The sequence below is a fragment of the Streptomyces sp. NPDC037271 genome, from assembly GCF_055603605.1.
In genome coordinates, this window is sequence record NZ_JBVJVN010000026.1 from 12,129 (window position 1) to 34,069 (window position 21,941).

Annotated in this window: 16 protein-coding genes and 2 pseudogenes; 9 read left to right on the top strand and 9 right to left on the bottom strand. The window is 70.5% G+C overall.

The window, feature by feature from the left end:
• Positions 1-126 precede the first annotated feature (126 nt).
• Positions 127-552: a contact-dependent growth inhibition system immunity protein gene (locus tag ACZ7G3_RS30270; protein WP_470929330.1), complete on the top strand. Its 426-nt coding sequence runs from the start codon at positions 127-129 to the stop codon at positions 550-552.
• 349 nt (positions 553-901) lie between these two features.
• The gene (locus ACZ7G3_RS30275; RefSeq protein WP_470929332.1) at positions 902-1,471 is read left to right on the top strand and encodes a hypothetical protein; all 570 of its coding nucleotides are present in this window, start codon (positions 902-904) and stop codon (positions 1,469-1,471) included.
• A 181-nt stretch (positions 1,472-1,652) separates the two neighbouring features.
• Here the strand turns inward: ACZ7G3_RS30275 and ACZ7G3_RS30280 are convergent.
• The 7 genes and pseudogenes from ACZ7G3_RS30280 to ACZ7G3_RS30310 form a co-directional block, all read right to left on the bottom strand.
• Positions 1,653-1,826, bottom strand: a pseudogene (locus tag ACZ7G3_RS30280) (3-oxoacyl-ACP reductase); the annotation flags it as partial.
• Entirely contained in the window at positions 1,823-2,794 is a 972-nt protein-coding gene (locus tag ACZ7G3_RS30285; protein WP_470929334.1) for a fumarylacetoacetate hydrolase family protein, read from the bottom strand. The gene ACZ7G3_RS30285 and the pseudogene ACZ7G3_RS30280, both read right to left, overlap by 4 nt.
• Before the next feature lie 244 nt (positions 2,795-3,038).
• Positions 3,039-3,977, bottom strand: a complete 939-nt coding sequence (locus ACZ7G3_RS30290; protein ID WP_470929336.1) for a VOC family protein — start codon at positions 3,975-3,977, stop codon at positions 3,039-3,041.
• 10 nt (positions 3,978-3,987) lie between these two features.
• Positions 3,988-4,992: an amidohydrolase family protein gene (locus ACZ7G3_RS30295; RefSeq protein WP_470929338.1), complete on the bottom strand. Its 1,005-nt coding sequence runs from the start codon at positions 4,990-4,992 to the stop codon at positions 3,988-3,990.
• Complete coding sequence (locus ACZ7G3_RS30300) at positions 4,989-6,119, bottom strand: FAD-dependent oxidoreductase (protein WP_470929340.1); 1,131 nt, start codon at positions 6,117-6,119, stop codon at positions 4,989-4,991. Before ACZ7G3_RS30300 ends, ACZ7G3_RS30295 begins: the two co-directional genes overlap by 4 nt.
• Before the next feature lie 23 nt (positions 6,120-6,142).
• A complete protein-coding gene (locus ACZ7G3_RS30305; protein ID WP_470929342.1) occupies positions 6,143-7,105 on the bottom strand; it encodes a cyclase family protein in 963 nt (320 codons plus the stop codon).
• Positions 7,102-8,103: a fumarylacetoacetate hydrolase family protein gene (locus ACZ7G3_RS30310; RefSeq protein WP_470929344.1), complete on the bottom strand. Its 1,002-nt coding sequence runs from the start codon at positions 8,101-8,103 to the stop codon at positions 7,102-7,104. The genes ACZ7G3_RS30305 and ACZ7G3_RS30310 overlap by 4 nt, the downstream gene beginning before the upstream one ends.
• 127 nt (positions 8,104-8,230) lie before the next feature.
• Between ACZ7G3_RS30310 and ACZ7G3_RS30315 the strand changes: the two genes are divergently transcribed.
• Positions 8,231-9,160, top strand: coding sequence for a LysR family transcriptional regulator (locus ACZ7G3_RS30315; RefSeq protein ID WP_426600046.1), 930 nt, complete (start codon positions 8,231-8,233; stop codon positions 9,158-9,160).
• A gap of 443 nt (positions 9,161-9,603) precedes the next feature.
• On the opposite strand, the pseudogene ACZ7G3_RS30320 reads toward ACZ7G3_RS30315, so the two are convergent.
• Together ACZ7G3_RS30320 and ACZ7G3_RS30325 are read right to left on the bottom strand one after the other, a co-directional pair.
• Positions 9,604-12,984 (bottom strand): annotated as a pseudogene (locus ACZ7G3_RS30320) (CARDB domain-containing protein).
• Between the two features lie 412 nt (positions 12,985-13,396).
• A complete protein-coding gene (locus ACZ7G3_RS30325) occupies positions 13,397-14,407 on the bottom strand; it encodes a LacI family DNA-binding transcriptional regulator (protein WP_470929346.1) in 1,011 nt (336 codons plus the stop codon).
• Between the two features lie 766 nt (positions 14,408-15,173).
• Here ACZ7G3_RS30325 and ACZ7G3_RS30330 point away from each other — a divergent pair.
• The 6 genes from ACZ7G3_RS30330 to ACZ7G3_RS30355 all read left to right on the top strand — a co-directional run bounded on the left by ACZ7G3_RS30330 (position 15,174) and on the right by ACZ7G3_RS30355 (position 21,842).
• The gene (locus ACZ7G3_RS30330; RefSeq protein ID WP_470929348.1) at positions 15,174-16,508 is read left to right on the top strand and encodes an ABC transporter substrate-binding protein; all 1,335 of its coding nucleotides are present in this window, start codon (positions 15,174-15,176) and stop codon (positions 16,506-16,508) included.
• Positions 16,509-16,597: 89 nt separating this feature from the next.
• Positions 16,598-17,533: a carbohydrate ABC transporter permease gene (locus tag ACZ7G3_RS30335; protein ID WP_426600050.1), complete on the top strand. Its 936-nt coding sequence runs from the start codon at positions 16,598-16,600 to the stop codon at positions 17,531-17,533.
• 4 nt (positions 17,534-17,537) lie between these two features.
• Positions 17,538-18,518, top strand: coding sequence for a carbohydrate ABC transporter permease (locus ACZ7G3_RS30340; RefSeq protein WP_470929350.1), 981 nt, complete (start codon positions 17,538-17,540; stop codon positions 18,516-18,518).
• A 138-nt stretch (positions 18,519-18,656) separates the two neighbouring features.
• Positions 18,657-20,261, top strand: a complete 1,605-nt coding sequence (locus ACZ7G3_RS30345; protein ID WP_470929352.1) for a glycoside hydrolase family 13 protein — start codon at positions 18,657-18,659, stop codon at positions 20,259-20,261.
• Between the two features lie 411 nt (positions 20,262-20,672).
• Positions 20,673-21,335, top strand: a complete 663-nt coding sequence (locus ACZ7G3_RS30350) for a phosphoribosyltransferase (RefSeq protein ID WP_470929354.1) — start codon at positions 20,673-20,675, stop codon at positions 21,333-21,335.
• A 303-nt stretch (positions 21,336-21,638) separates the two neighbouring features.
• On the top strand, positions 21,639-21,842 hold the full coding sequence (locus tag ACZ7G3_RS30355; RefSeq protein WP_426600054.1) for a cold-shock protein: 204 nt from the start codon (positions 21,639-21,641) through the stop codon (positions 21,840-21,842).
• Positions 21,843-21,941: the final 99 nt, after the last annotated feature.

The window sequence follows — 21,941 nt, forward strand, 5'->3', positions numbered from 1 at the left end:
CTGCCGTCGGGAAGCAGCCGGTCCAGCGGCCCGGCCCAGTCGGTCGCCGGGCAGTGGTAGTGGCAGCGGCAGACGGACTCCGGCGGCGGCGGACGCCGGCCCAGCGGTCCGGTCAGAATGAAGCCCATGGACCACCTGCTGCACCTCGACCGCACGCTCGACGAGCTGGACCCGCCCCGCTGGACGCCTCCCGCCGCTGACGCGACCCGCTTGGTGCGCACCGTGCATGAGCTGCGGCGGGTGGCTCTGGGCGAACTGAGTCCCGCGGACCTGCGCATCCTCGTTTCGCAGCAGGTGGCACTGCCCCACGTCCTTCCGCTCGCCGTGCGCCTGCTGATCGAGGAGCCGCTGCTCGACGCCTACTTCTACGCGGGCGACCTGCTGCTCGCCACCGTCGATGCCCCCGCCTCCGCCTGGGCCCTGCTGCCGGAGCCCGGCGCACGGCTGCGGACCGCCGTCACGGCACTGCCGGACACGGCGGTCGCCGGCCTGCCACGCGGCGCCGCGGAGGCGCTTGCCCGCTTCGTCGGGCAGCCCGAGCCGCCTGTCTGACGCGCAGGGCGCCTGCGAAGGGGGGATACGCGCGCACCGTTTGGGCGGCGCCTGTGGGCGAAGGGCTCCCGGTCGGGGCAGCGGCGCCGTGCGGCGGCAGGGGCGAGGGCACATCGCCGCGCGGGCCGAGGACGTGCGGCCGGGCGACACGCCGACGCGGACTTCACGACGCGGCCACCGTCATGTCATGAGCGTGTCCCGAGCGCGGTCAAGACCCAACGGGGCAACCGCACCGACTGTCTCAGAGGGCAGAAAGCCACGCGGGCGAACGGTCGCCCAGCTCTCCACCGCCCGCCCGCCCGCCCGCTCCGCAGGAGCGACAGCCGCACACAGAGGAATGAGACACAGCATGCGCACTCGGAAGATCTCGGTACTGACCATGACCGCGGTGGCCCTCGGCCTGGCACTGACGGCATGCGGCAACGGCAGCGCCGACAACGCCGGCTCCTCCGCCGGCAGTTCATCGGCGGTCGCGAGCACCCCGCAGTCCGACACCGCGGAGGGCACGTCGTCCGACGCGCCCGCCGATTCCGCTACGAAGTGCACGGACCAGCTCGACTACGCGGGCGATCCGCGCTCCAACGCCGAGATCAACTCCGTGGGTGAGGACACGGGCACGTGTCCGCCGGTCCAGAAGTCCGAGGGGGTGTCGGGTACGCCGAAGGAGTCCGGTGCGAAGTGCACGGACCAGCTCGACTACGCGGGTGACTCGCGCTCCAACGCCGAGATCAACTCCGTGGGTGAGGACACGGGCACGTGTCCGCCGGTCCAGAAGTCCGAGGGGGTGTCGGGTACGCCGAAGGAGTCCGGTGCGAAGTGCACGGACCAGCTCGACTACGCGGGTGACTCGCGCTCCAACGCCGAGATCAACTCCATCGGCGAGGACACCGGCACGTGTCCGCCGGTCAAGCAGAAGTGAAGTGACGGCCGTCCCGGTTCCCGCCGGGCAGGCAGCCGTCACAGCACGCACGCGCACCCGGCTCCCCCGAGGTGCCGGTGCGCCTCGCGACCAGCGGGCGGTCGCGAGGCCGTCCAGGCGCAGCGGAGCGCCGGTGCGCGCGGTGATGTCCTCGACGATGACGCCCGGGGCCGTCTCCACGAGTGACGTCGAGGCGGCGGAGGCCTGCCGCGGGTTCGACGTCGGTGGCGACGACCCGGGCGCCCTCGCGGGTGAGGGCCTCGGCCTCGGCGGCGCCCTGGCCCCGGGCGGCGCCGGTCACGACGACGACCTTGCCGAGCAGCCTCTTGGGGTGCGGGTCTCGCGGGCCGTTCACGGCCGCTCCCGGTCGCGCCGCCGGCCGGCCGGGAGCGGTACGGGCTCGGCGCCGGGGACGACGGTGTTCGTCAGCGTGCCGATGCCCTCGGCGGTGAGGGCGACGGTGTCGCCGGGCTTGAGCGGTGGCGGGTTCCGCTCGCCGCGCAGGCCCCACAGTTCGGCGAGGCAGCCGCCGTTGCCGCAGGTGCCGGAGCCGAGGACGTCGCCGGCGACGACACGGGTGCCGCGGGAGGCGTAGGCGGTCATCTCCTCGAAGGTCCAGCTCATGTTGGACAGCAGGTCCTCGCCGACCCTCTCGCCGTTGACCTCGGCGGTCAGGGCCAGGCGCAGGAACCCGTCGGTGTCCCGGTACGGCTCCAGCTCGTCGGCGGTGACGAGGTACGGTCCGAGGGTGGTGGCGGTGTCCTTGCCCTTGCACGGGCCGAGGCCGACCTTCATCTCGGCGCCCTGCAGGTCGCGCGCCGACCAGTCGTTGAACACGGTGTAGCCGACGATGTGGTCGCGGGCCCGCTCGGGCGTGAGGTCCCGGCCCTCCCGCCCGATCACCGCGCCCACCTCCAGCTCGAAGTCCAGAACGGCCGAACCGGGCGGCATCGGGATGTCGTCCTGGTCGCCGTAGACCGCGTGCGGGTTGGTGAAGTAGAAGGCCGGCGCCGCGTACCACTGCTCGGGAACGCCGGCGACGCCGTCGACGGAGCGGCGTACGCCTTCGACGTGCTCCTCGAAGGTGACGAAGTCCCGTACGGACGTGGGCCGGAGCGGGGGGAGCAGCCGTACCTCGGACACGTGCGGACCGGGCGGAACATCCAGCGCCTGCCGGCCGGCGGCGAGCAGCCCGGGCAGGCCGTCGGTCTCCGTCAGCAGGGCGGACAGGGCGGAGACGCCCGGCAGCGGGTACAGGGTGCCGTCGTCCTCCACGACGGCCACCCGGTGGCGGTGACGGTGCTCGTAGGCGGCGAAACGCATGGTGGGGCTCCAGTGGGAGGGTCGGGTCGGTCGAGCGGGACGCGCGTGAGGCCGTGGCCCACGGTGATACGGCCGCGACAGCCCGCCGCGCGGGCGGTGGCGTCGGTGTGCGCCTCGCGCATGCGACGGCGTGGAGAGCCGCGCCCGCGGCTACCGCGAAGGAGAGCAGGCCGGGGCCGGGGACGCGACGGTGTGCGTCAGGGCGTGAACAGCACGGTCGCGTCCCCGGGGAGGAGGAGCCGGCTCAGACCGGCGGGGCGACGAAGACGCCTCGGTCGGGGTCGTTGAAGGACTCCTTGGCGACCAGTTCGTTCATGGGGTTGGCGGTGCCCCACTGGTCGGTGACCTCGGGCCGGGAGAAGTCGTAGACGTGCGGGTGCCAGGTGTCCTCGTCCAGGCACTCCAGCTCGGTGGTGTATTCGACGGTGTTGCCGTGCGGATCGAGGAAGTAGGTGAAGGTGTTGTCCCCGGCCATGTGCCGGCCGGGACCCCAGATCTTCTTGAAGCCCGCGCGGATGACGCGTCCGGAGCCGCGCATGTACTCGTCGATGCCGCGCATCTCGAAGGAGACGTGGTGCAGGGCGGTGTGCGGGCCCTGCGCGATGGCCATCGAGTGGTGCTGGTTGCTGATCCGCATGAAGTGCATGACCTCGCCCATGTGGGGCGAGCTGAGCGTGTCGGAGAGGGCGAAGCCGAGGTGGCGCTCGTACCACTCGCGGGTGCGGTTCAGGTCGGGGGAGTTGAGGACGACGTGGGAGAGCTTGACCGGGATGGACTCCTTCTCCTCGATCCGGCGGTGCCGGCGCACCTCGACGTCGGCGGAGACCTCGATGGTGCGCCCGTCCACGTCGAAGAACCGGAAGCCGTAGCCGCCGCCGGGCGTGTCCACTTTCCCCGGCCGGGAGACCAGCCGGACGCCGCCCGCGAGCAGTCGCTCGGCGAGGGTGTCGACGTCGGCGGCGGAGGCGGCGCCGTAGGAGACGAGGTCGAGGCGCTTCTCGTCCGCCTTGCGCAGCCGCACGACGTACTGCTCCGGGGAGCCCTCGGCGGCCAGGAAGGAGATGCCGGAGTCCTCGGCGACCTTGGTCAGGCCCCAGACGCCGGCGTAGAAGTCGAGCTGCTTGTCGTAGTCGGGAACGGCGAGGTCGACGTGACGCAGGTGGGTGAGCAGGCGTGCGCTCATGGGTTCCTCCTCAGACGAGGGTGAGGTCGAGCAGGGCGGCGGCGTTCGCACCGCGTACGGCGGCGGTGTCGGCCTCGGACATGCGTGCGGCGCGCAGGGCGCCGACCGGGTCCCCGGTCCCCATGTCGAAGGGGAAGTCGGAGCCGAGCAGCACCCGGTCGGCGCCGGCGACGCGGACCAGTTCCCGCAGGACGTGCGGGTCGTGGACGAGGGAGTCGAAGTACAGCCGCTTGAGGTAGCTGCTGGGCGGGTGCGCGCAGCCGGCGCCCGCGTCGGAGCGGGCCGACCAGGCGTGGTCGGAGCGGCCGATGTGGGTGGGCAGGTAGCCGCCGCCGTGCGCGGCGATCAGCTTCAGGCCGGGGTGGCGGTCGAGTACGCCGGAGAAGATGAGGTGCGAGAGGGCGACGGCGTTCTCGGTGGGCTGGCCGACGGTGTTGGACAGGTACCACTGGTCCAGGCGCTCGTCCAGCGTGCACCCGAAGGGGTGCAGGAAAAGGATCGCTCCGGTCTCCTCGGCCCGGGTCCAGAAGGGCTCGTAGGCCGGGTCGGAGAGTTCCCGCCCGGGCGCGTGGCTGGAGATCTCCACCCCGGCCAGGCCCTGTTCCAGGGCGTGGTCCAGGGCGCGCACCATGAGGTGAGGGTGCTGGAGCGGTACGAGACCGAGACCGCGCAGCCGGTCGGGCGCCTTCGCGCAGTGCGCCGCCGTGGCCTCGCCCGCGAGCCGGCACAGCTTCTCGGCACTCTCCTCGTCGGCCCAGTAGTGGTAGTGCGACGGGGAGGGGCTGACCAGCTGAACGTCCACGCCCTGCGCGTCCATCGCGGCCAGGCGCACGGCGACACCGGTCAGCCGCGGGATGCGCTCGCGGACCATGGGGCCGCTGACGGCGAGTGCGGCGGGCCCGTTGCGCCGGGCGTCCAGCTCCCTGGCCTCGGCGTGGCCGGGCAGGCCGGCCACGAGTGACTCGACCTCGGGGAGCAGGACGTGTGCGTGCACGTCGATGGTGGGCGGGTTCACGGCAGTTCCCTGAGCATCGTCATGGTGCCGGCCATCAGGCCGGGCACGTCGGCGTCGCGGACCCCGTCGAGCTGCCACCGCCCGATCTGCACCGACGCCTCGACGACCGGCCGGACACGGGCGACGCGCCGCTCGTAGTAGGCCTGGAACAGCGCGTCGTCCCAGGCGTCGGACCCGGTGAGCATCTGGGCCAGCACCCAGGCGTCCTCCAGGGACAGGGCGGCGCCCTGGGCGAGGGTGGGCGGGCAGCAGTGGGCGGCGTCGCCCACGAGGACGACCCGGCCGCGGTGCCAGGAGCCCTCGACGAGCATCCGGTCGAACCAGGTGTAGTTGACCTTCGCCGGGTCGGTGATGTGCTCGGTGATCTCCGGCCAGTGGCCGCCGTACGCGGAGGCCGGCCGGCGCATCTCGTCGGCGTAGGACTCGGGCGGTATGGAGGCGCGGTCGCGGTTGGCCTCGACGACGTACGCGTACAGGGTGTTCTCGCTGGTGGGGCAGTACCCGGCGATGTAGGCCGGGCCGCCGTAGGCGAGGTCGGTGCGGGTCACACCGGCCGGGCGGGGGGCGGCGACGCGCCAGATGGCCATGCCGGTCGGCTCGGGTCTCACCGTGATGCCGATCGCGGAGCGGGTCGTGGAGCCGAGGCCGTCGGCGGCGACCACCAGGTCGTAGCGGTGCTCGGAGCCGTCGGAGAGCCGGACGCGGACACCGTCGGGGTCCTGGCCGAGGATCTCGGCGGTGGTGCCCAGGCGGACCGAAGCGCCACTGGCGCGCACCGCCTCGATGAGGATCCGCTGGAGCCGCGGGCGCTGCATGCCGACGGTGGCGGGCAGGTCGTCGCCGCCGGTGCGCAGGTCGTCCTGCACGTGCAGGACGGTGCCGTCGGGGGCGGTGATGCCGACCGAGCCGAAGCCGAAACCGGACGCCTGCACCCGCTCCCACACGCCGAGTTCGCGCAGCACGCGCAGGGCGTTGCCCTGGAGGGTGATGCCGGAGCCGGCGGTGGCGTTCCAGTCGTCCTCGGCCTCGACCAGGTCCACGGTGAGACCGGCGCAGCGCAGCAGGACCGTCACGGCGTTGCCGGCCGCACCTCCGCCGATCACCAGGACCGTACGGGCGTTGCTCATGGGGAACTCCCTTGTTCCGCTGGTTACTTGACGGCGACCGGGTTGACGGGCGAGCCGACCGCGCCGGTGATGGGCAGAGGAGCGGCGGTGAGCCAGAAGGCGTACTCGCCGTCGGCCGCGCAGTCCTCGGCGAGCGCGTCCGGGTCCCACATCTCGCCGATCAGCAGGCCGAGGTGCGGGATGGCGACCTGGTGCAGCGGCTGGAAGGCGTGCTCGAACTCGTTCGGGCGGACCTCGAAGCCCCAGGTGTCGGTGGCGATCGCGGCGATCTCGGTGCCGTGCAGCCAGCCGGCCGCGGTGAACGACAGTCCGGGCGCGGGGCCGCCCGCGTACTCGCCCCACCCGTCGCGGCGGACCCGGGCGAGCTGGCCGGTGCGCACCACGACGATGTCGCCGCGCCCGACGCTCACACCGTGGGCCTCGGCGGTCGCGGTCAGGTGCTCCTCGGTGATCGCGAACCCGTCCGGCAGCTCACCGTCCTCGCCGATCACCCGGCCGACGTCCAGGAGCACTCCGCGTCCGGCGACGTGCGGGGCCATGTGCTCGATGCCGGTGACCAGGTCGCCGTCGGAGGTGACGACCTTCTCCGCCGGGCGACCGTTCCACGCCTTGCCGTGGTCGAAGATGTGGCCGAGCCCGTCCCACTGGGTGGAGCACTGCAACGGCATCGCGATCACGTCGTCGGCGCCGCCGATGCCGTGCGGCAGCCCCTGGTTGCCGAGGGCCGCGTCGGTGCCGGTGTCGAGCATCGTGTGCACCGGGTTGGTGCGCCGCCGCCAGCCCTTCTGCGGGCCGTTGATGTCGAAGCGCTGGGAGAGGGAGAAGCTCGCACCCTTCCGGACCAGGGCGGCACCCTCCCGGCGCTTCGCCTCGTCGAGGAAGTTGAGGGTGCCGAGGACGTCGTCCTCGCCCCAGCGGCCCCAGTTGGAGTACGCCTGCGCGGCCTTCGCTATCGCGCCCTCGGGGTCGGTGCGGTCCGGGGTCACCGTGCCTCCTGTGCGACGCAGCGGGTGCGCTGGGCGCCGAGACCGGTGATGGAGGCGTCCATGACGTCGCCGTCGCGCAGCAGCCTGCCCCAGTGCATGCCGTTGCCGGCCGGGCTGCCGGTCAGCACCAGGTCGCCGGGCAGGAGACGGGCCGTCTGCGAGGCGTAGGACACCAGGCGCGCCACGTCGAAGATCATGTCCTTGGTGGACTCGTCCTGCATCGTCTCGCCGTTCAGCTTCAGCGTCAGCAGCAGGTCGTCCGGGTCCGCGATCGACTCGGCGGGCACGATCCACGGGCCGAGCGGAGTGAAACCGGGCGCGTTCTTGCTGCGCAGCCAGTCGGTGCCGATCTGCGGCATGTCCCGGCGGAAGACGGTGGCGCGGTCGGTCAGGTCGTTGGCGATCGTGTACCCGGCGACGTGGTCCAGCGCCTCCTCGACGGAGACCCGGTGGGCGGGCCGGCCGATCACCGCCGCCAACTCCAGCTCCCAGTCGGGCTTCTCGGCCCAGGCGGGGAGCGCGACGTCGTCGTACGGGCCGGTGATCGCGCTCGGCAGGCCGATGAACACGTACGGCAGGTCCTCCGCCGCCCGCCGGTCCATGATCTCCGCCGCCTCCGCGCGCCGCTCCGCCTCGGGCCGGGCGTCACCCGGGGCGCGGTGCGCGACGTGCAGGTCGATCACGTGCTGCCGGTAGTTCGCGCCGGACTGGAACACCTGGCGCGGCTCGACCGGCGCGTGCACCCGGAACTCCGCGAGCGGCTCACGGGCCCGACCGGTGTCGTCGACCAGCGCCCGCAGCCGCGGCAGTGTCGTCTCCCAGCTCTCCAGCAGTGTCCGGGTGGTCAGCCGCTCGTCGTCGAAGGCGACGCGCAGATCGAGCACCTGGGCGTCGGCGGTGACGAGGGCGGGGAAGGCCGGCCCGTCCTGGGCCGACAGCGTGCCGAGGGCGAAGGGGCCGGTGAACGGTGCGGACGCGGGTGCGGGTTTCACGTACATGTCCTCCTGATTGCGGTGGCACTAATCTGGACCCCCCACCACTGATCAGGGAAATAGATTCTATGGATGACTGCCATCCATGGCATGAATTCCACCTGGTCGGCGTCGTTCGGCCAAGGGAAGAGCCGTGCAACTGAGTAGCCTGGACCTCAATCTCGTCGTCGCCCTGCGCGCCCTGCTGGAGGAACGCAACGTCACCCGTGCCGGGCAGCGCATCGGCCTCAGCCAGCCCGCGACGAGCGCCGCCCTGGCCAGGCTGCGCCGGCACTTCGACGACGACCTGCTCGCCCGTGTCGGCGGCCACTACGAGCTCACCGCCCTCGGCCAGGTCCTCCTGGACCGCACCGCCAACGCGTACGACGTGCTGGAACGCCTCTTCGCCAGCCAGGCCGACTTCGACCCCGCCAAGGAAAGCCGCGAGTTCGAACTCGTGGCGTCCGACTACGCCGTCGCCGTCTTCGGTACCGAACTCGCCCGTGTCGTGCACGAGGAGGCACCCGGCATCCGGCTGCGCTTCGCGCAGACCCCGCCCACGGTGGTGGACGCCACGGACACGCTGCTGAGCACGACCGACGGCCTGCTGATGCCGCACGGCGTCATCAGTGACTTCCCCGCCACCGACCTCTACGAGGACCGCTGGATCTTCCTCGTCGCCGACGACCACCCGAGCGTCGACGACCGGCTCACCCGCCACGACCTCGCCCGGCTGCCGTGGGTCACCTACCAGCGCACCTACGACGCGCCCGCCGTGCGCCAACTCGGCATGCTCGGCATCGAACCCCGGGTCGAGGTCTCCGTCGACAGCTTCCAGCTGCTGCCCCTGCTGGTGGCCGGCACCCGGCGCATCGCCCTGATCCAGGCCCGCCTCGCCCGGCTGATGGGGCCGCTCGCCGCCGTGCGGGCCGTGGAGCCGCCGTACGAGGCGGTGCCGCTGCGGGAGGCGATGTGGTGGCACCCCGTACACACGCACGACGCCGCCCACATCTGGCTGCGGGAGACCGCCGCGCGAGTCGGCAGGCGGATGGCGGAGGCGGACGAGATCCGGGCCGCCACCTGATGCGCGCGTTCCGGTGCACGTACCACCGGAACAGGAGGCATCCATGGGATGGATCACGAGCATCCGGAACGCGGATCGTGCCGGGGTGGGCAGGCCGTCGCCCGGACCGCACGGTCATGGCACATCGGGGGCGGGCGGGCCGGCGTCCTCAGTGCTGCGAGCCGTGAGCCGTGAGCCGTGAGTGTGAGCGTGAGCGTGAGTCCTGGGCCCGGCGGCCGGGGTTTCGGGTTGTCACGGGGCTCCGCAGTCCCGAGACGAGGACGGCTGGTCTGCGGGTTGTCGCGATCGCGGCGCCGAGGCACCGGGATCTCCGGACGTGGGTGTCCATCGGCGCGGAGTGACGTGTTCGGGCGCCGATGCCCTTCGTCGTACTCCCTCGTCCGCGTGCGGGCACGCCGGTACGGCGGTCCGGGGAGCGGGCCGCCGTACCGGTGCCGCGGGGGTCAGCCGCGGTTGATGACGAACTGCGAGCCGGGCTCGACGCAGACGTCGCTCTCCGCCGAGTCGGTGATGGTCACGTCCGTGAGCGTGGCGCTGCCCCGGGCACCGCTCATGGCGAGGATGCCGCAGCCGTTGACCGACTTGTCGATGCGGACGTCGGTGACCTTCACGTCGGGTATCGAGCCGCCGCCGGTCTTGAACTGGATGCCGTCGTAGGTCGAGTCGTGGATGTCGGTGTCACGGATGGTGACGCCGGGGATGTCGGGGCCCTGCGCGAAGAGCGTGATGGCGCCGAACTCCTGGTCCTCGTTCCAGAACGCGCCGCCCGTGCGGTGCAGGGCGTTGCCGGCGATGAGGGTCTGCCCGGAGAAGGGCAGCGGGTCGTGGTCGGTGGCGAGCATGATGCCCGGGTAGTTCATGGTGTCGGAGATCAGGTTGTTCTCGATGGTGTTGCCGTAACCGCCGTACACCGCGATGCCGTTGGCGCGCCAGGGCAGCTGAATGGTGTTGTTGCGGAAGTGGTTGTCGTGGCCGATGTCGACCGAGGTGTCCTTGACGTACTTGTTGGACCAGACGGCCAGGGCGTCGTCGCCGGTGTTGCGGAAGGAGGAGTTGTAGACGGTGGAGTTGCGGGTGCCGTTGGTGAAGTTGACGCCGTCGGCGTAGGTGTTGCGGATGCGCACCCCGTTGAACTCCAGGCCGTCGCCCGGGTTCCACAGTGCGGGGATGTTGTCGTAGTTGCGGCCGACCCAGGCGCCGACGTTGGCGTGCTCGATCCAGACATCGGTGATCTTGGTGTTCTTGCCGAAGCGGCCGTTGAGCGCGACGCCGCCCTCCGCGTTGCCGTCGCCGCCCCGGATGGTGCCGGAGCCGAAGATGGCGATGTCGGAGATCTTGGTGTTGTCGTCGATGTCGAAGCCGAAGTTGCCCTCGTGCGGGTGGTTGATGCCGCCGGCCTCGTGCGGCGGGGTGAGCGAGTACAGCTGCGAGTGCCACATGCCGGCGCCGCGGACGGTGACGTCACGGATGCCGACCTGGTTGAACTGACCGCGGTTCTGCGGGTCGTCGGTCAGGATCTTCTTCTCCTGGCGCCACTGCCCGGCGGGGATCCACACGCAGTCGATCTCGCCCTGCTGGTCGGCGGTGACGGCACGCTGGATCGCGTCGGCGTCGTCGATTCCGTCGTTGGGCACGGCACCGTACTGGGTGATCGAGGTGCACGCCGCGGGCTTGGCGGCGGGGGCGGCGACCTGCTCCAGGTCGATCAGGTCGATGACGTAGAAGGCGGCGGAGTCGCCCGCGTCCCGCTGGAGGCGGAACTTCGTGCCCGCAGGGTAGCTCTCGGCCAGCAGCGCGTTGGACTCGTCGAAGAGACGGCGCGCGTCACCGCCCGGGGTGTTGGTCAGGCCCTCCGGGTCGTCGGTGGTGCCGTAGAGTTAGCTGTGCTTGGAGGAGAGGGTCAGCTTCCGGACGAACTGCCCGTCGGCGTAGAGGCTGATCGTCGCCTCGCGGCCACCGCCCGCGGCCGCGTCCGGGACCGAGTTGCGCACCACGATGGAGTTGGCGGCGTCGGTGGAGGTGAACTCGACGTGGTCACCGGTGTCCTCCAGGCGCACCGACTGCCGGCCGGAGGATTCGGTGGCGAAGTTGGTGTGCCCGAAGGTGCGCTTCTCGTCCGCGGTGAGGAGTGTCCCCCGGTAGCTGCCGTTCTCCGCCTCGTACTCCGTGTAGGGCACCGCGGCGCCGCGTCCCACGACGATGGAGCGCGCGAAGACGTTGTTGTTCTCGTCGGTTTCCTCGACCGTGCCGGTGGCGTCGGCGGTGGCGGTCAGCGTGGCTCCGCCGTCGGCGGCCTTCCAGGTTCCGTCGATGGCGACGGTGGTGGTGGCTCCCGCGGCGATGGCCCCGGTCGTACCCGCGAGAGTGGTGTCACCGGCCCTGAGGCCGGTGATGGTGCCGGCCGGGACGGCGGTGGTGCCGCGGTTGTTGACCGCGACGGTGAAGGAGACGGAGGAGCCGACCGCGGGCGATGACGGGTTGCTGGTGATGCCGGTGACCCGCAGGTCCGGTCCCGGGCTCTGTGCGATGGTCAGCTTCCTGTCCGCGGTACGGCTGTTGTTGCTGTCGTCCAGCTCGGCGACGGTGTCCGTCGGGTCGACGGCGGCCGACACGGAGTACGAACCCGTCGGGCGCTTGCCGACCGGGACGGAGACGGTCGCGGACGAGCCGGCCGGGAGTGCGGGGACCGGGGCGGCACCGGCGACGGCGCCCTCGACGCTGACGTTGACGGTGGTCGCGGGGGCGGCGGAGGTGCCGGCGTTGCGGACGGTGGCGTCGACGGTCACCTCGTCCTTCTCGGACGGAGTGCTCGGGGACCAGGTCAGGTCGGTGACGACGAGGTCCGGATGGGGAGCCGGCGTGCCGAGTACCTGGAATTCGGCGACCTGGGCGCCGGGGGCACCGGTGTTGGAGTGGAAGGACAGCCTCAGGTCCGCGAGGCGTCCGGCAACCGGGATCACCACGGAGTTCTGGTCCGAGGGACTGAAGGCGTAGTCGGCGCGAGCCTTCACCGAGCTGAACGCGGAGGCTCCCTCCTTACGCCCCAGGACCTCCAGCGACTGCTGCCGCGACTGCCACTTCGGGTCGGGGTTCAGCTTGACGACCACGGCCTCGACGTCCGCGTCGGCGCCCAGCTTCACCGTCAGGTCGGAGGGGAAGCCCGTCGACTCCCAGTAGGTGGTGAGGTCGTCGTCATTGGCGTTCCGTGCCACGTAGTTCTGCGTGGTGGATGTGGCCTCGATCGGCTTGTGACGTGCCAGGTCGGTGCCTTCGACCGGCGGGTCGACGGGGCCTTCACCCGTATCGCCGTCCTCGCCGTAGATCTCCAGCTCGGACAGCTGCGCCGCGTTCCAACCGGAGTTGGCGGCGACCTGTACGCGGACGAACCGGGCGGTGGCGGAGGGCAGGTCGACATCCACGGTGTTCGCCGCGGACGGCGCGAACGCGTGGGCCTGCGTGCCGGCCAGCGCGGTGAAGGACTCACCGTCGGCGCTGCCGAGGACGGCCAGGGACTGGGAGCGTCCCTCCCATCCGGCAGGCAGCTTCAACGTGACGCGGTCCAGGGCGACTTGTGCACCCAGGTCGACCTGCACCCACTGGGGGAAGGAACCGGCCGGGCCCTCCCAGTACGACTGCTGACTGCCGTCGGTGACGTTCGTCGCCGGGTATCCGCCGTGCGCCCCTCCGGCCGTCGCCGCTCTGCCGAGCGCGAGATTGGGATCGCCGTCCGCGGCGTACCCGGGGGCGGGCAGCAGCCCGACGGTGAGCAGGCCCGCTGTCAACAGGCCGACCCCCCAACGTCTGCTCACATGTGTGCCGTTCATGGTGGCCCTTCCATGATGCGGGCAGGACGCCCCCCGTCACCGTCTCCGGAACCCGCGCAGCCCCATGGGCACGACGGGGTCCTGAGCGAGGTGGCAAGGTCGGGCGCCGGGAACCCGGCCTGAATCTGACTGGCAGGTGCGACAGCAAGCCAACTTCTTGAGTGATTTGATGACTTGCTTACGTTGTTGAGGTGGAAGGTTTCTATCGTGGGCCGGTTTTGTCAACGGATCCGTCACTCCGAACGTGGGTGACGTGCCCGGGAAACACAGCGGCACCGGTGTCACGGTCGCGCGAAGCGAACGGTGATACCGGTGCCGAAGAGGTGATATCGGTCAGACGAGTGCAGTGGTGATACCGGTCGGACGGGTGGGGGAGTGATGCGCCCGACCTGGGTTCGCCAGGTGCCGGCGGTCAGCGCCTCTGGGCCGGCGCGGTCGATCCGCGGACGACGAGTTCGGGCTCGAAGAGGAGCTCTCCGGAGTGGGGCTGGGGCCCCTGGATCTGGGCGCAGAGCAGGTCGACCGCCGCGCGTCCCATCGCCTCGATGGGCTGACGCACGGTCGTCAGGGGCGGAGCCGTCGAAGTCATGAAGGCCGAGTCGTCGAAGCCCACCACCGAGACGTCCGCGGGGACGGAGAGTCCGCTGCGGCGGGCGGCCCTGATGGCTCCGAGCGCAAGCGGGTCACTGCCGCAGACGATGCCGGTGACGCCGTGCTTCAGGAGTCGCGCGGTCGCGGCCTGACCGCCTTCCAGCGAGAAGATCGACCGCTGCACGAACTCGTCGGGCAGGGTCAGGCCCAGGGCCTTCGCCGCCGCCGTGGCCGCCTCCAGCTTGCGACGCGAGGGAATGTGGTCGGCGGGGCCGATGACCAGGCCGATCCGCTCGTGTCCGAGAGAGGCGAGGTGGCGCCACGCCTGCTCGATGGCGACCGCGTCGTCACACGAGACGCACGGGAAGTCCAGACCCTCGATCGACGCGTTGACGAGGACCACCGGAACACTCCGCTCGGCCAGCAGGTGGTAGTGCTCGTGGGGCGCGTCGGCCTGCGCGAAAAGCCCTCCGGCGAAGACCACACCGGAAACCTGCTGCTGAAGCAGCAGGTCCACGTACTCGGCCTCGGCCACCCCGCCCTTCGTCTGGGTGCACAGCACCGGCGTGAGTCCTTGCTGGGCGAGAGCGCCCCCGATGACCTCGGCGAAGGCCGGGAAGATCGGGTTCTGCAGTTCCGGCAGCACGAGGCCGACGAGCCGGGCGCGTTCCCCGCGGAGCTGCGTCGGGCGTTCGTACCCCAGGACGTCCAGCGCCGTGAGCACGGACTGCCGGGTCGCATCGGAGACACCGGGCTTGCCGTTGAGGACACGGCTGACCGTGGCCTCGCTGACCCCAACCTTCTTCGCTACCTGGGCAAGTCGTCGCGTCATGCACGCAAGCCTATCGCAAGCTCCGAAATTTCTTGCGTCCCTCTCTTCTCGGCCTGGCCGTAGCCCGGCCACCCTCCGGCCTGCTGTCCTGAACCTGATGCCGTCGATGCCACGGTAGACGACGTGGCGGCCGGGGGCGCCCGGTCCGATCCGTCAGGTGTTCGTCAGGTGTGTTCGCCAGGCGGGTTCGCCAGGCGGGTCGGGGGTGCCGGCCCGTGCGGTGGGGGTCCCGGCGAAGCGAAGACGGCCGGTGGACGGCTCGCGAGGCCGCGAGTCCGCGCGCAGTGCGCTGCCCTCGCGGACGGGGCCGGAGACGAGCCCGCTGCCCAGGCGCGCGTTCGATGTCGGAGGCCGCGATCGCCTGCCGCTCGGGTCGGCGTCGCTGAGGGCAGTGCGTCCGCCGGTGAGCTCCCTTGCGGTTCCGCGCCCCGCGGAGCGGAGCGATCGCCTGCCCGGCGGCGCGGACTCCCGGGTGCCGGCCGGCGGTCTCGGCCGGCGGTCTCGGCTCGGCAAGGTCTCGCGCCCGCGAGCACATCACTGACAGCGCCTCAGCCGGGGAGCGCGGGCAGTGGGCTCCGGTCGAGCCCGAAGCGGCGCTCTCGATGTCATCCACAAGTACAGCTCCTGATAGGCCATCGGCGAGTAGAGGTCGTGACACAGTCGTAACCTTGCAACTCTGGATCAGAATATTGCGTGCATCTGCCGACCGTCCTATCGTGACGCTCCGATCAGGGCAGCGCTTGGGCGTCACCTCGGAGGAGCCGCAATGAAGCCCCGTAAACTCGTGATCCTGCTGACCGCAGGTCTCGTACTGACCACCGCGGCCTGCGGCGGTGACTCGTCGGACTCCGATGCGGGAGGAGGCGTGACGATCACCGTGGCGTGCCAGCCCCCGAAGACCGCGCCGAAGCAGCGCGAGGCGTGGAACCAGGACGTCGCCACGTTCGAGAAGGCGCATCCGGGAGTGAAGGTCAAGAGCACCGACCAGCAGCCGTGCTTCGACCCGAAGACCTTCGCCGCGAAGCTCGCCGGCGGGCAGATGGAGACCGTGTTCATGGTGCCGGTCACCAACTACGCCGACGTGATCTCCAAGAAGCAGGCGAAGGACATCACCGGCGTCACGGACCTGGTGAAGAACTACGGCGACATCAGGCAGGACGTCAGGGACATGGTCACCGTGGACGGCAAGGTCTACGGCGTTCCCAACGTCAGCTACAGCGTAGGTCTGGTCTACAACCGCAAGCTGTTCGAGGAGGCCGGTCTCGACCCCGACGCCCCGCCGAAGACGTGGGACGAGGTCAGGGCCGCCGCGAAGAAGATCGCCGATCTCGGTGACGGTTACGTCGGGTACGGCGAGTACGGCGGCGGCAACGTCGGCGGCTGGCATTTCGCACAGTCCATCTTCAGCCGCGGCGGCGAGATGGTCGTCGACGGCAAGGCCGCGTTCAACAGCCCCGAGGGCGAGGCCGTGCTGCGGACGCTGCACGACATGCGCTGGAAGGACGACAGCGTCGGCAGCAGGGTGCTGATCGGCTGGGAGGCACTGATGCAGCAGATGGCCGCCGGCAAGACGGGCATGATGCTCGGCGCGCCGGACGTCGTCACCGACGTGGTCCAGAAGTTCCAGGGGGAGAAGGACGACTACGGCATCACCGGCATACCGGAGGGCAAGGCGTCGCTGTCCGGCGGCGAGGCCTACATGATCAACCCGAAGGCGAACGCCGCCGAGACCAGGGCGGCGATGCAGTGGATCGACTTCCAGTTCAACACACCGGGCAAGGGCCGTCACGACTACGCCCGCGGCAAAGCCAACGGCGAGGCCGTCGGCGTTCCCAACAACGACTACATGGGCGGCTCCCCGACCGGCCGGAAGATCGCCGAGGACCGGACGGCGAACGCCGTCCTGCCGGTCGAGTACTACCAGCCCTACGTGGACACCTCGAAGAACGTCGAGCTCAAGCTGGAGCCGGCGCATGCCCAGGAACTCTACGCAGTGCTCGACGTGGCCATGTCCGCGGTCCTGACGCGGGAGAGCGCAGACATCGACAAGCTGCTCGAAGACGCCGAGACCAAGGCCAACGGGATTCTGGCCAGGGGCTGACGGCGACTGCCCCGGGGTGTCGCTCGAAGGAGGAGGAGAGCGGTACCCCGGGCCCGGCCGGCAGGAGAGAACAGGAGCGGGAGATCGCCATGGAAACACTCACCGTCGAGCCGAAGCGGCCGGCGAAACCGCGTCGCAGACCACCGTCGAAGCGGCGCCGCTCGGTACGCAGCAACCTGACCGCCTACGCGTTTCTTTGCGCCGCCCTGTTCTGCTTCGCGATGTTCGCCTGGTGGCCGATCGTCAGGGAGGTCATCCTCAGCTTCCAGCAGACCAACCTCGTCGACGAGCCGACCTGGGTGGGCCTGGACAACTTCCGCACCGTGGTGAACGACCCGGCGTTCGGCCAGGCCTGGAAGAACACCATCGCCTTCACGCTGCTCGCCCTGCTGTGCGGCTATGTGATCCCGTTCGCGGTGGCGATCGTGCTCAACGAGCTGCGGCACGCCCGCGGGTATCTCCGGTTCGTGGTCTACCTGCCGGTCATGCTGCCACCGATCGTGTCGGTCCTGCTGTTCCGCTGGTTCTACGATCCCGGACCAGGACTGTTCAACCAGGTCCTCGACTTCGCCGGGCTGCCGACGCTGTCCTGGCTCGACTCCACCGACACCGCGCTCATCTCGCTGGTCATCGTCTCCACCTGGATGAACCTGGGCTCGGGCGTGCTGATCTACCTGGCCGCCCTGCAGAACGTCCCCGGTGACCTGTACGAGGCGGCGGAGCTCGACGGTGCCGGCATCTTCAAGCGGATCTGGAACGTCACCATCCCGCAGACCCGGCTCATCCTGCTCCTGATGTTGATGCTGCAGATCGTCGCCACCATGCAGGTCTTCATCGAGCCGTACATGCTCACGGGTGGCGGACCGGAGAACGCGACGGTCACCGTCGCGTACCTCATGTACCAGTACGCCTTCGTGTACGGCGGCAACTACGGGGCCGGCAGCGCGCTCGGCCTGATGCTCATGATCGTTCTTCTTGCGGTCGCCGCGGTCCAACTCCGGCTGACCCGTGACGAGAAGAGGTAGGTCCGTGATCGACACCACCGCCGACCCCGAAGTGGCGGAAGAAGCAGGCAGGACGGCGTCGCCGCGGCCACCCGGGCGCAGGAAGAAGCGCCCGGCCGCATGGGCCGACGGTCATGCCAGGACCATCGTCTCGCCGCTGGAGCTGAAATCCCGCTGGGGCACGAGGATCTACTGGACGCTGCTCACCGCCGTCGTCACCGTGTTCACTCTGGTGTTCGTGTTCCCCCTTTACTGGATGGTCACCGGGGCGATGAAGACGGGCGAGGAAATCGCCCGGATGCCACCCACCCTGTTCCCCGAGAACCCCGATCTCTCCGTGTTCGCGGATGCCTGGGAACTCTTCGACATCGGGCTGCTCCTCAAGAACACCCTCTTCTACGCCGTAGGCGCGTGGCTCTTCGCACTCGCCGTGGACGTCACAGCCGCGTACGCCCTGTCCAAGCTCCGGCCGATGTTCGGAAACGTGATCCTCGGGGCCATGCTGGCCACGCTCATGATCCCGCCGATCGTGGTGATGATCCCCGCCTACATCACCGTGACGGACGTGCCCGTCTTCGACTGGCAGCTTCTCAACTCCCCTTGGGCCATCTGGTTCCCCGTCGCCGCCAACGGCTTCAACATCTTCCTGCTCAAGCGCTTCTTCGACTCGATCCCCGACGAGATCCTCGAAGCGGCCGAGATCGACGGCATACCCCCGTGGCGCGTCCTCGTCTCGATCATCCTGCCGATCTCGCGGCCCATCCTCGGCGTGGTGTCCATCTTCACCGTCGTCCTGGTCTTCAAGGACTTCGTCTGGCCACTGCTCGTGCTGCCGGACAGCGAGAAGATGACGATCAGTGTGGGCCTGTCCCAGACGGCCGGATCCGTGACACAGAACCAGGTCATGGCCGGCCTCGTGATCGCGAGCATCCCGATGATCATCGTGTTCTTCTTCTTCCAGCGCAGCATCATGGCGGGCCTCACCGCCGGAAGCCTCAAGGGCTGACCGCACCCGGCACCGGCCCCTGGCCCCCTGCGTGACCGAACCCCGCCGCCACCCCCGGAGCACCCGTCGCCGGCCACTTCGTCCATGACCCCGCCCCGGCCGGCGGCGGGGCCCTCACCTGCCCGAAAGGACCGTTACGTGGCAGCCGTGCACCCCTCCAGAACCGACACATGGTGGCGAGACGCCGTCATCTACCAGATCTACCCCCGCAGCTTCGCGGACGGCGACGGCGACGGGACCGGGGACCTGGCGGGCATCCGCACCCACCTGCCCTATCTCTCCGAACTCGGCGTCGACGCCGTGTGGTTCACGCCCTGGTACCTCTCCCCGCTCGTCGACGGCGGCTACGACGTGGCCGACTACCGAGCCATCGATCCGGCCTTCGGCACCCTCGAGGAGGCCGAGAAGCTCATCGCCGAGGCCGACGAGTTCGGTATCCGAGTCATCGTCGACATCGTCCCGAACCATGTGTCCGACCAGCACGCCTGGTTCCGTGCCGCGCTGGAGGCCGGGCCCGGCAGTCCGGAGCGGGAGCGCTTCCACTTTCGGCCCGGACGCGGCGAGAACGGTGAACTCCCGCCCAACGACTGGCCGTCCCAGTTCTCCGGCACCACCTGGACCCGGGTCCCCGACGGCGAGTGGTACCTGCACCTGTTCACCCCGGAACAGCCCGACCTCAACTGGTCCCACCCCTCCGTCCGCCGCGAACACGAGGACATACTCCGCTTCTGGTTCGAACGCGGCGTCGCCGGTGTCCGCATCGACTCCGCAGCCCTGCTCACCAAGCACCCCGACCTGCCCGACTTCACCGAAGGCGTCGACCCGCACCCGTACATCGACCAGGACGAGATCCACGACATCTACCGCTCCTGGCGCGCGATAGCCGACGAGTACGACGGCGTCTTCGTCGGCGAGGTCTGGCTCCCCGACGCCGAACGCTTCGCCCGCTACCTGCGCCCCGACGAACTGCACACCGCCTTCAACTTCAACTTCCTCTCCTGCCCCTGGGACGCCGGCCGGCTGCGCCGCACCATCGACGACACCCTCGCCGAGCACGCACCCGTCCACGCCCCGGCCACCTGGGTCCTCTGCAATCACGACGTGACCCGCACGGTCACCCGCTACGGCCGTACGGACACCGGGTTCGACTTCGGCACGAAGGAGTTCGGCACGCCCAGTGATCTCCAGCTGGGCACCCGGCGCGCCCGCGCCGCCGCTCTGCTCACGCTCGCGCTGCCCGGTTCGGTCTACCTCTACCAGGGCGAGGAACTCGGTCTGCCCGAAGCGGACATCCCGCTGGACCGCATTCAGGACCCCATGCACTTCCGCTCCGGCGGCACCGACCCGGGGCGCGACGGATGCCGGGTGCCGCTGCCCTGGGCCGCCGACGAGCCGTCCTGCGGGTTCGGTGCGCGCACCGAACCCTGGCTGCCACAGCCCGCCGACTGGGCGCGGTACGCTGTCGACCGCCAGGACACCGACCCCGACTCGATGCTCAGCCTCTACCGCACGGCCCTGCTCCTGCGCCGGTCCACCGAGGGCTTCGGCGACGGCCCGCTGACCTGGCTGCCCGCCGAGGACGGCGTCCTCGCCTTCGCCCGCGGAGACGGCCTGGTGTGCGTGGTCAACCTCTCCGGCCGATCCATCGGTCTGCCGTCGCATGAGGAACTGCTGCTGGCCAGCAGCCCACTGGACAGTGACGGTCGACTGCCCGGTGACACGGCGGTCTGGCTCCGTCGATGACCTGACACCGGCGGACAGCCCGGCCCCGCGCCGGTGGCGGGGCGGGGCGGGGGCGGACGGAGGAAGTGATGCGGTTGCCGGTGACGATGCCGGCCGGAACGCGGCGGTCGATGGCGGCTCCGTGCGGGCGGTGGGTGGCGCTCCGAAGAGGGGCAACCGCGACCCCCGATGCCTCCCTGCCCCGTCCGGTCTCGCTGCCTCGCCTCGGGAAGCTTCGACCCCACGCCGCTGGTCACCCGGTGGGGTGGCACGGAGAACGCTGTCGAGGCCTACCGCCGCTTCGACCGACGGGAGGCGGGCCGGCCCAGCGGAAAGCGACGCGAACCCCGCCCCACCCCGGAGCCGAGCCCCGAAGTGATGAGTGGGCCCGGCAGCGGTGGCCCTTCAGCGCCTGTGAGGAGGAGAGACGTCATGCGATTCCACAATCGCCGGACAGCGGGCCAGGAACTCGGCCTGCGGCTCATGGAATGGGCATCCGACGGCGAACTGCCCCACCCCGTGGTCCTCGCGCTGCCCCGCGGCGGAGTGCCGGTGGCCGCCGAAGTCGCCCAGGCCCTCAGGGCGCCCCTGGACGTGCTCGTGGCACGGAAGATCGGTCTTCCCGGCCGGCCGGAGACAGGTATCGGCGCGGTCGTGGACGACGACCCGCCCCTGTTCGACCAGCGGGCCCTCGAAATGGCCGGTCTGAGTGAAGACCGCCTCGTCGCGGACGTGGCCCGGGAACGTGAGGAACTGAAACGCCGGGCCCTGCTCTACCGGGGTGACCGTTCCACACCGCAGGTCAAGGACCGCACCGTCGTCCTCGTCGACGACGGACTGGCCACCGGCGCCACCGCACGCGCCGCCCTCCGCCGTCTTCGGCGGTCGGAACCCGCCCGGCTGATCCTCGCCGTCCCTGTCGGCGCCCCTGAGACCGTCGCCGAGATGCGCTCGGAAGCGGACGGTGTCGTCTGCCTCCGGCAGCCGCCGGACTTTCGGGCGGTCGGCCTCTGGTACGACGACTTCGACCAGGTCGGCGACGACCAGGTCATCGAGATCCTGAAGGGCTACGGGACTCCGCCTTCCCGCACGTGAGGCGCTGATCGGTATCGGTAGCGGCCCGAGCGGAGCCCCACGCGGCATCGGCGGCCTCTCGGGCGGCTCCGAACGCGGTGACGGCCGGGCGGGAAACCGAGGCCGGTCTTTTCGCGCGGGCCCGGCCAGGTCCGCTCGTGCTCGTACCGCCGCGAGTGGCCGGTCCGCGGATAGACGGGTGCCGGGGCGGGCACCCGGAGCGCTGAAGAGCATCGTTGTCTCCCCGGTCGCGCGGGAGCGCGATGATCACGGCACAGAGCAGTGAGCAGCCGTCTCGCTGCGTGACGAAAGGCAGGACAGGACATGGCCACCGGGACGGTGAAGTGGTTCAACGCCGAAAAGGGATTCGGTTTCATCGAGCAGGATGGTGGCGGACCGGATGTGTTCGTCCACTACTCGGCCATCGCGGGAGGCGGCTACCGGGAGCTGCAGGAGGGCCAGAAGGTCAACTTCGACGTCACCCAGGGTGACAGGGGCCCGCAGGCCGACAACGTCACTCCTGCTTGAGGGCCGACCCCCACGGCCCGGGGGGGGGGGGGGGGGGGGGGGGGGGGGGAGGGAGGGGGGGGGGGGGGGGGGAGGGAGAGGGGGGGCCAGTACTACGCG

Coding starts and splice junctions, on each gene's coding strand:
- ACZ7G3_RS30270 (WP_470929330.1), top strand. CDS start 127: ATGGACCACCTGCTGCACCTCGACCGCACGCTCGACGAGCTGGACCCG.
- ACZ7G3_RS30275 (WP_470929332.1), top strand. CDS start 902: ATGCGCACTCGGAAGATCTCGGTACTGACCATGACCGCGGTGGCCCTC.
- ACZ7G3_RS30285 (WP_470929334.1), bottom strand. CDS start 2,794: ATGCGTTTCGCCGCCTACGAGCACCGTCACCGCCACCGGGTGGCCGTC.
- ACZ7G3_RS30290 (WP_470929336.1), bottom strand. CDS start 3,977: ATGAGCGCACGCCTGCTCACCCACCTGCGTCACGTCGACCTCGCCGTT.
- ACZ7G3_RS30300 (WP_470929340.1), bottom strand. CDS start 6,119: ATGAGCAACGCCCGTACGGTCCTGGTGATCGGCGGAGGTGCGGCCGGC.
- ACZ7G3_RS30310 (WP_470929344.1), bottom strand. CDS start 8,103: ATGTACGTGAAACCCGCACCCGCGTCCGCACCGTTCACCGGCCCCTTC.
- ACZ7G3_RS30325 (WP_470929346.1), bottom strand. CDS start 14,407: ATGACGCGACGACTTGCCCAGGTAGCGAAGAAGGTTGGGGTCAGCGAG.
- ACZ7G3_RS30330 (WP_470929348.1), top strand. CDS start 15,174: ATGAAGCCCCGTAAACTCGTGATCCTGCTGACCGCAGGTCTCGTACTG.
- ACZ7G3_RS30335 (WP_426600050.1), top strand. CDS start 16,598: ATGGAAACACTCACCGTCGAGCCGAAGCGGCCGGCGAAACCGCGTCGC.
- ACZ7G3_RS30350 (WP_470929354.1), top strand. CDS start 20,673: ATGCGATTCCACAATCGCCGGACAGCGGGCCAGGAACTCGGCCTGCGG.
- ACZ7G3_RS30355 (WP_426600054.1), top strand. CDS start 21,639: ATGGCCACCGGGACGGTGAAGTGGTTCAACGCCGAAAAGGGATTCGGT.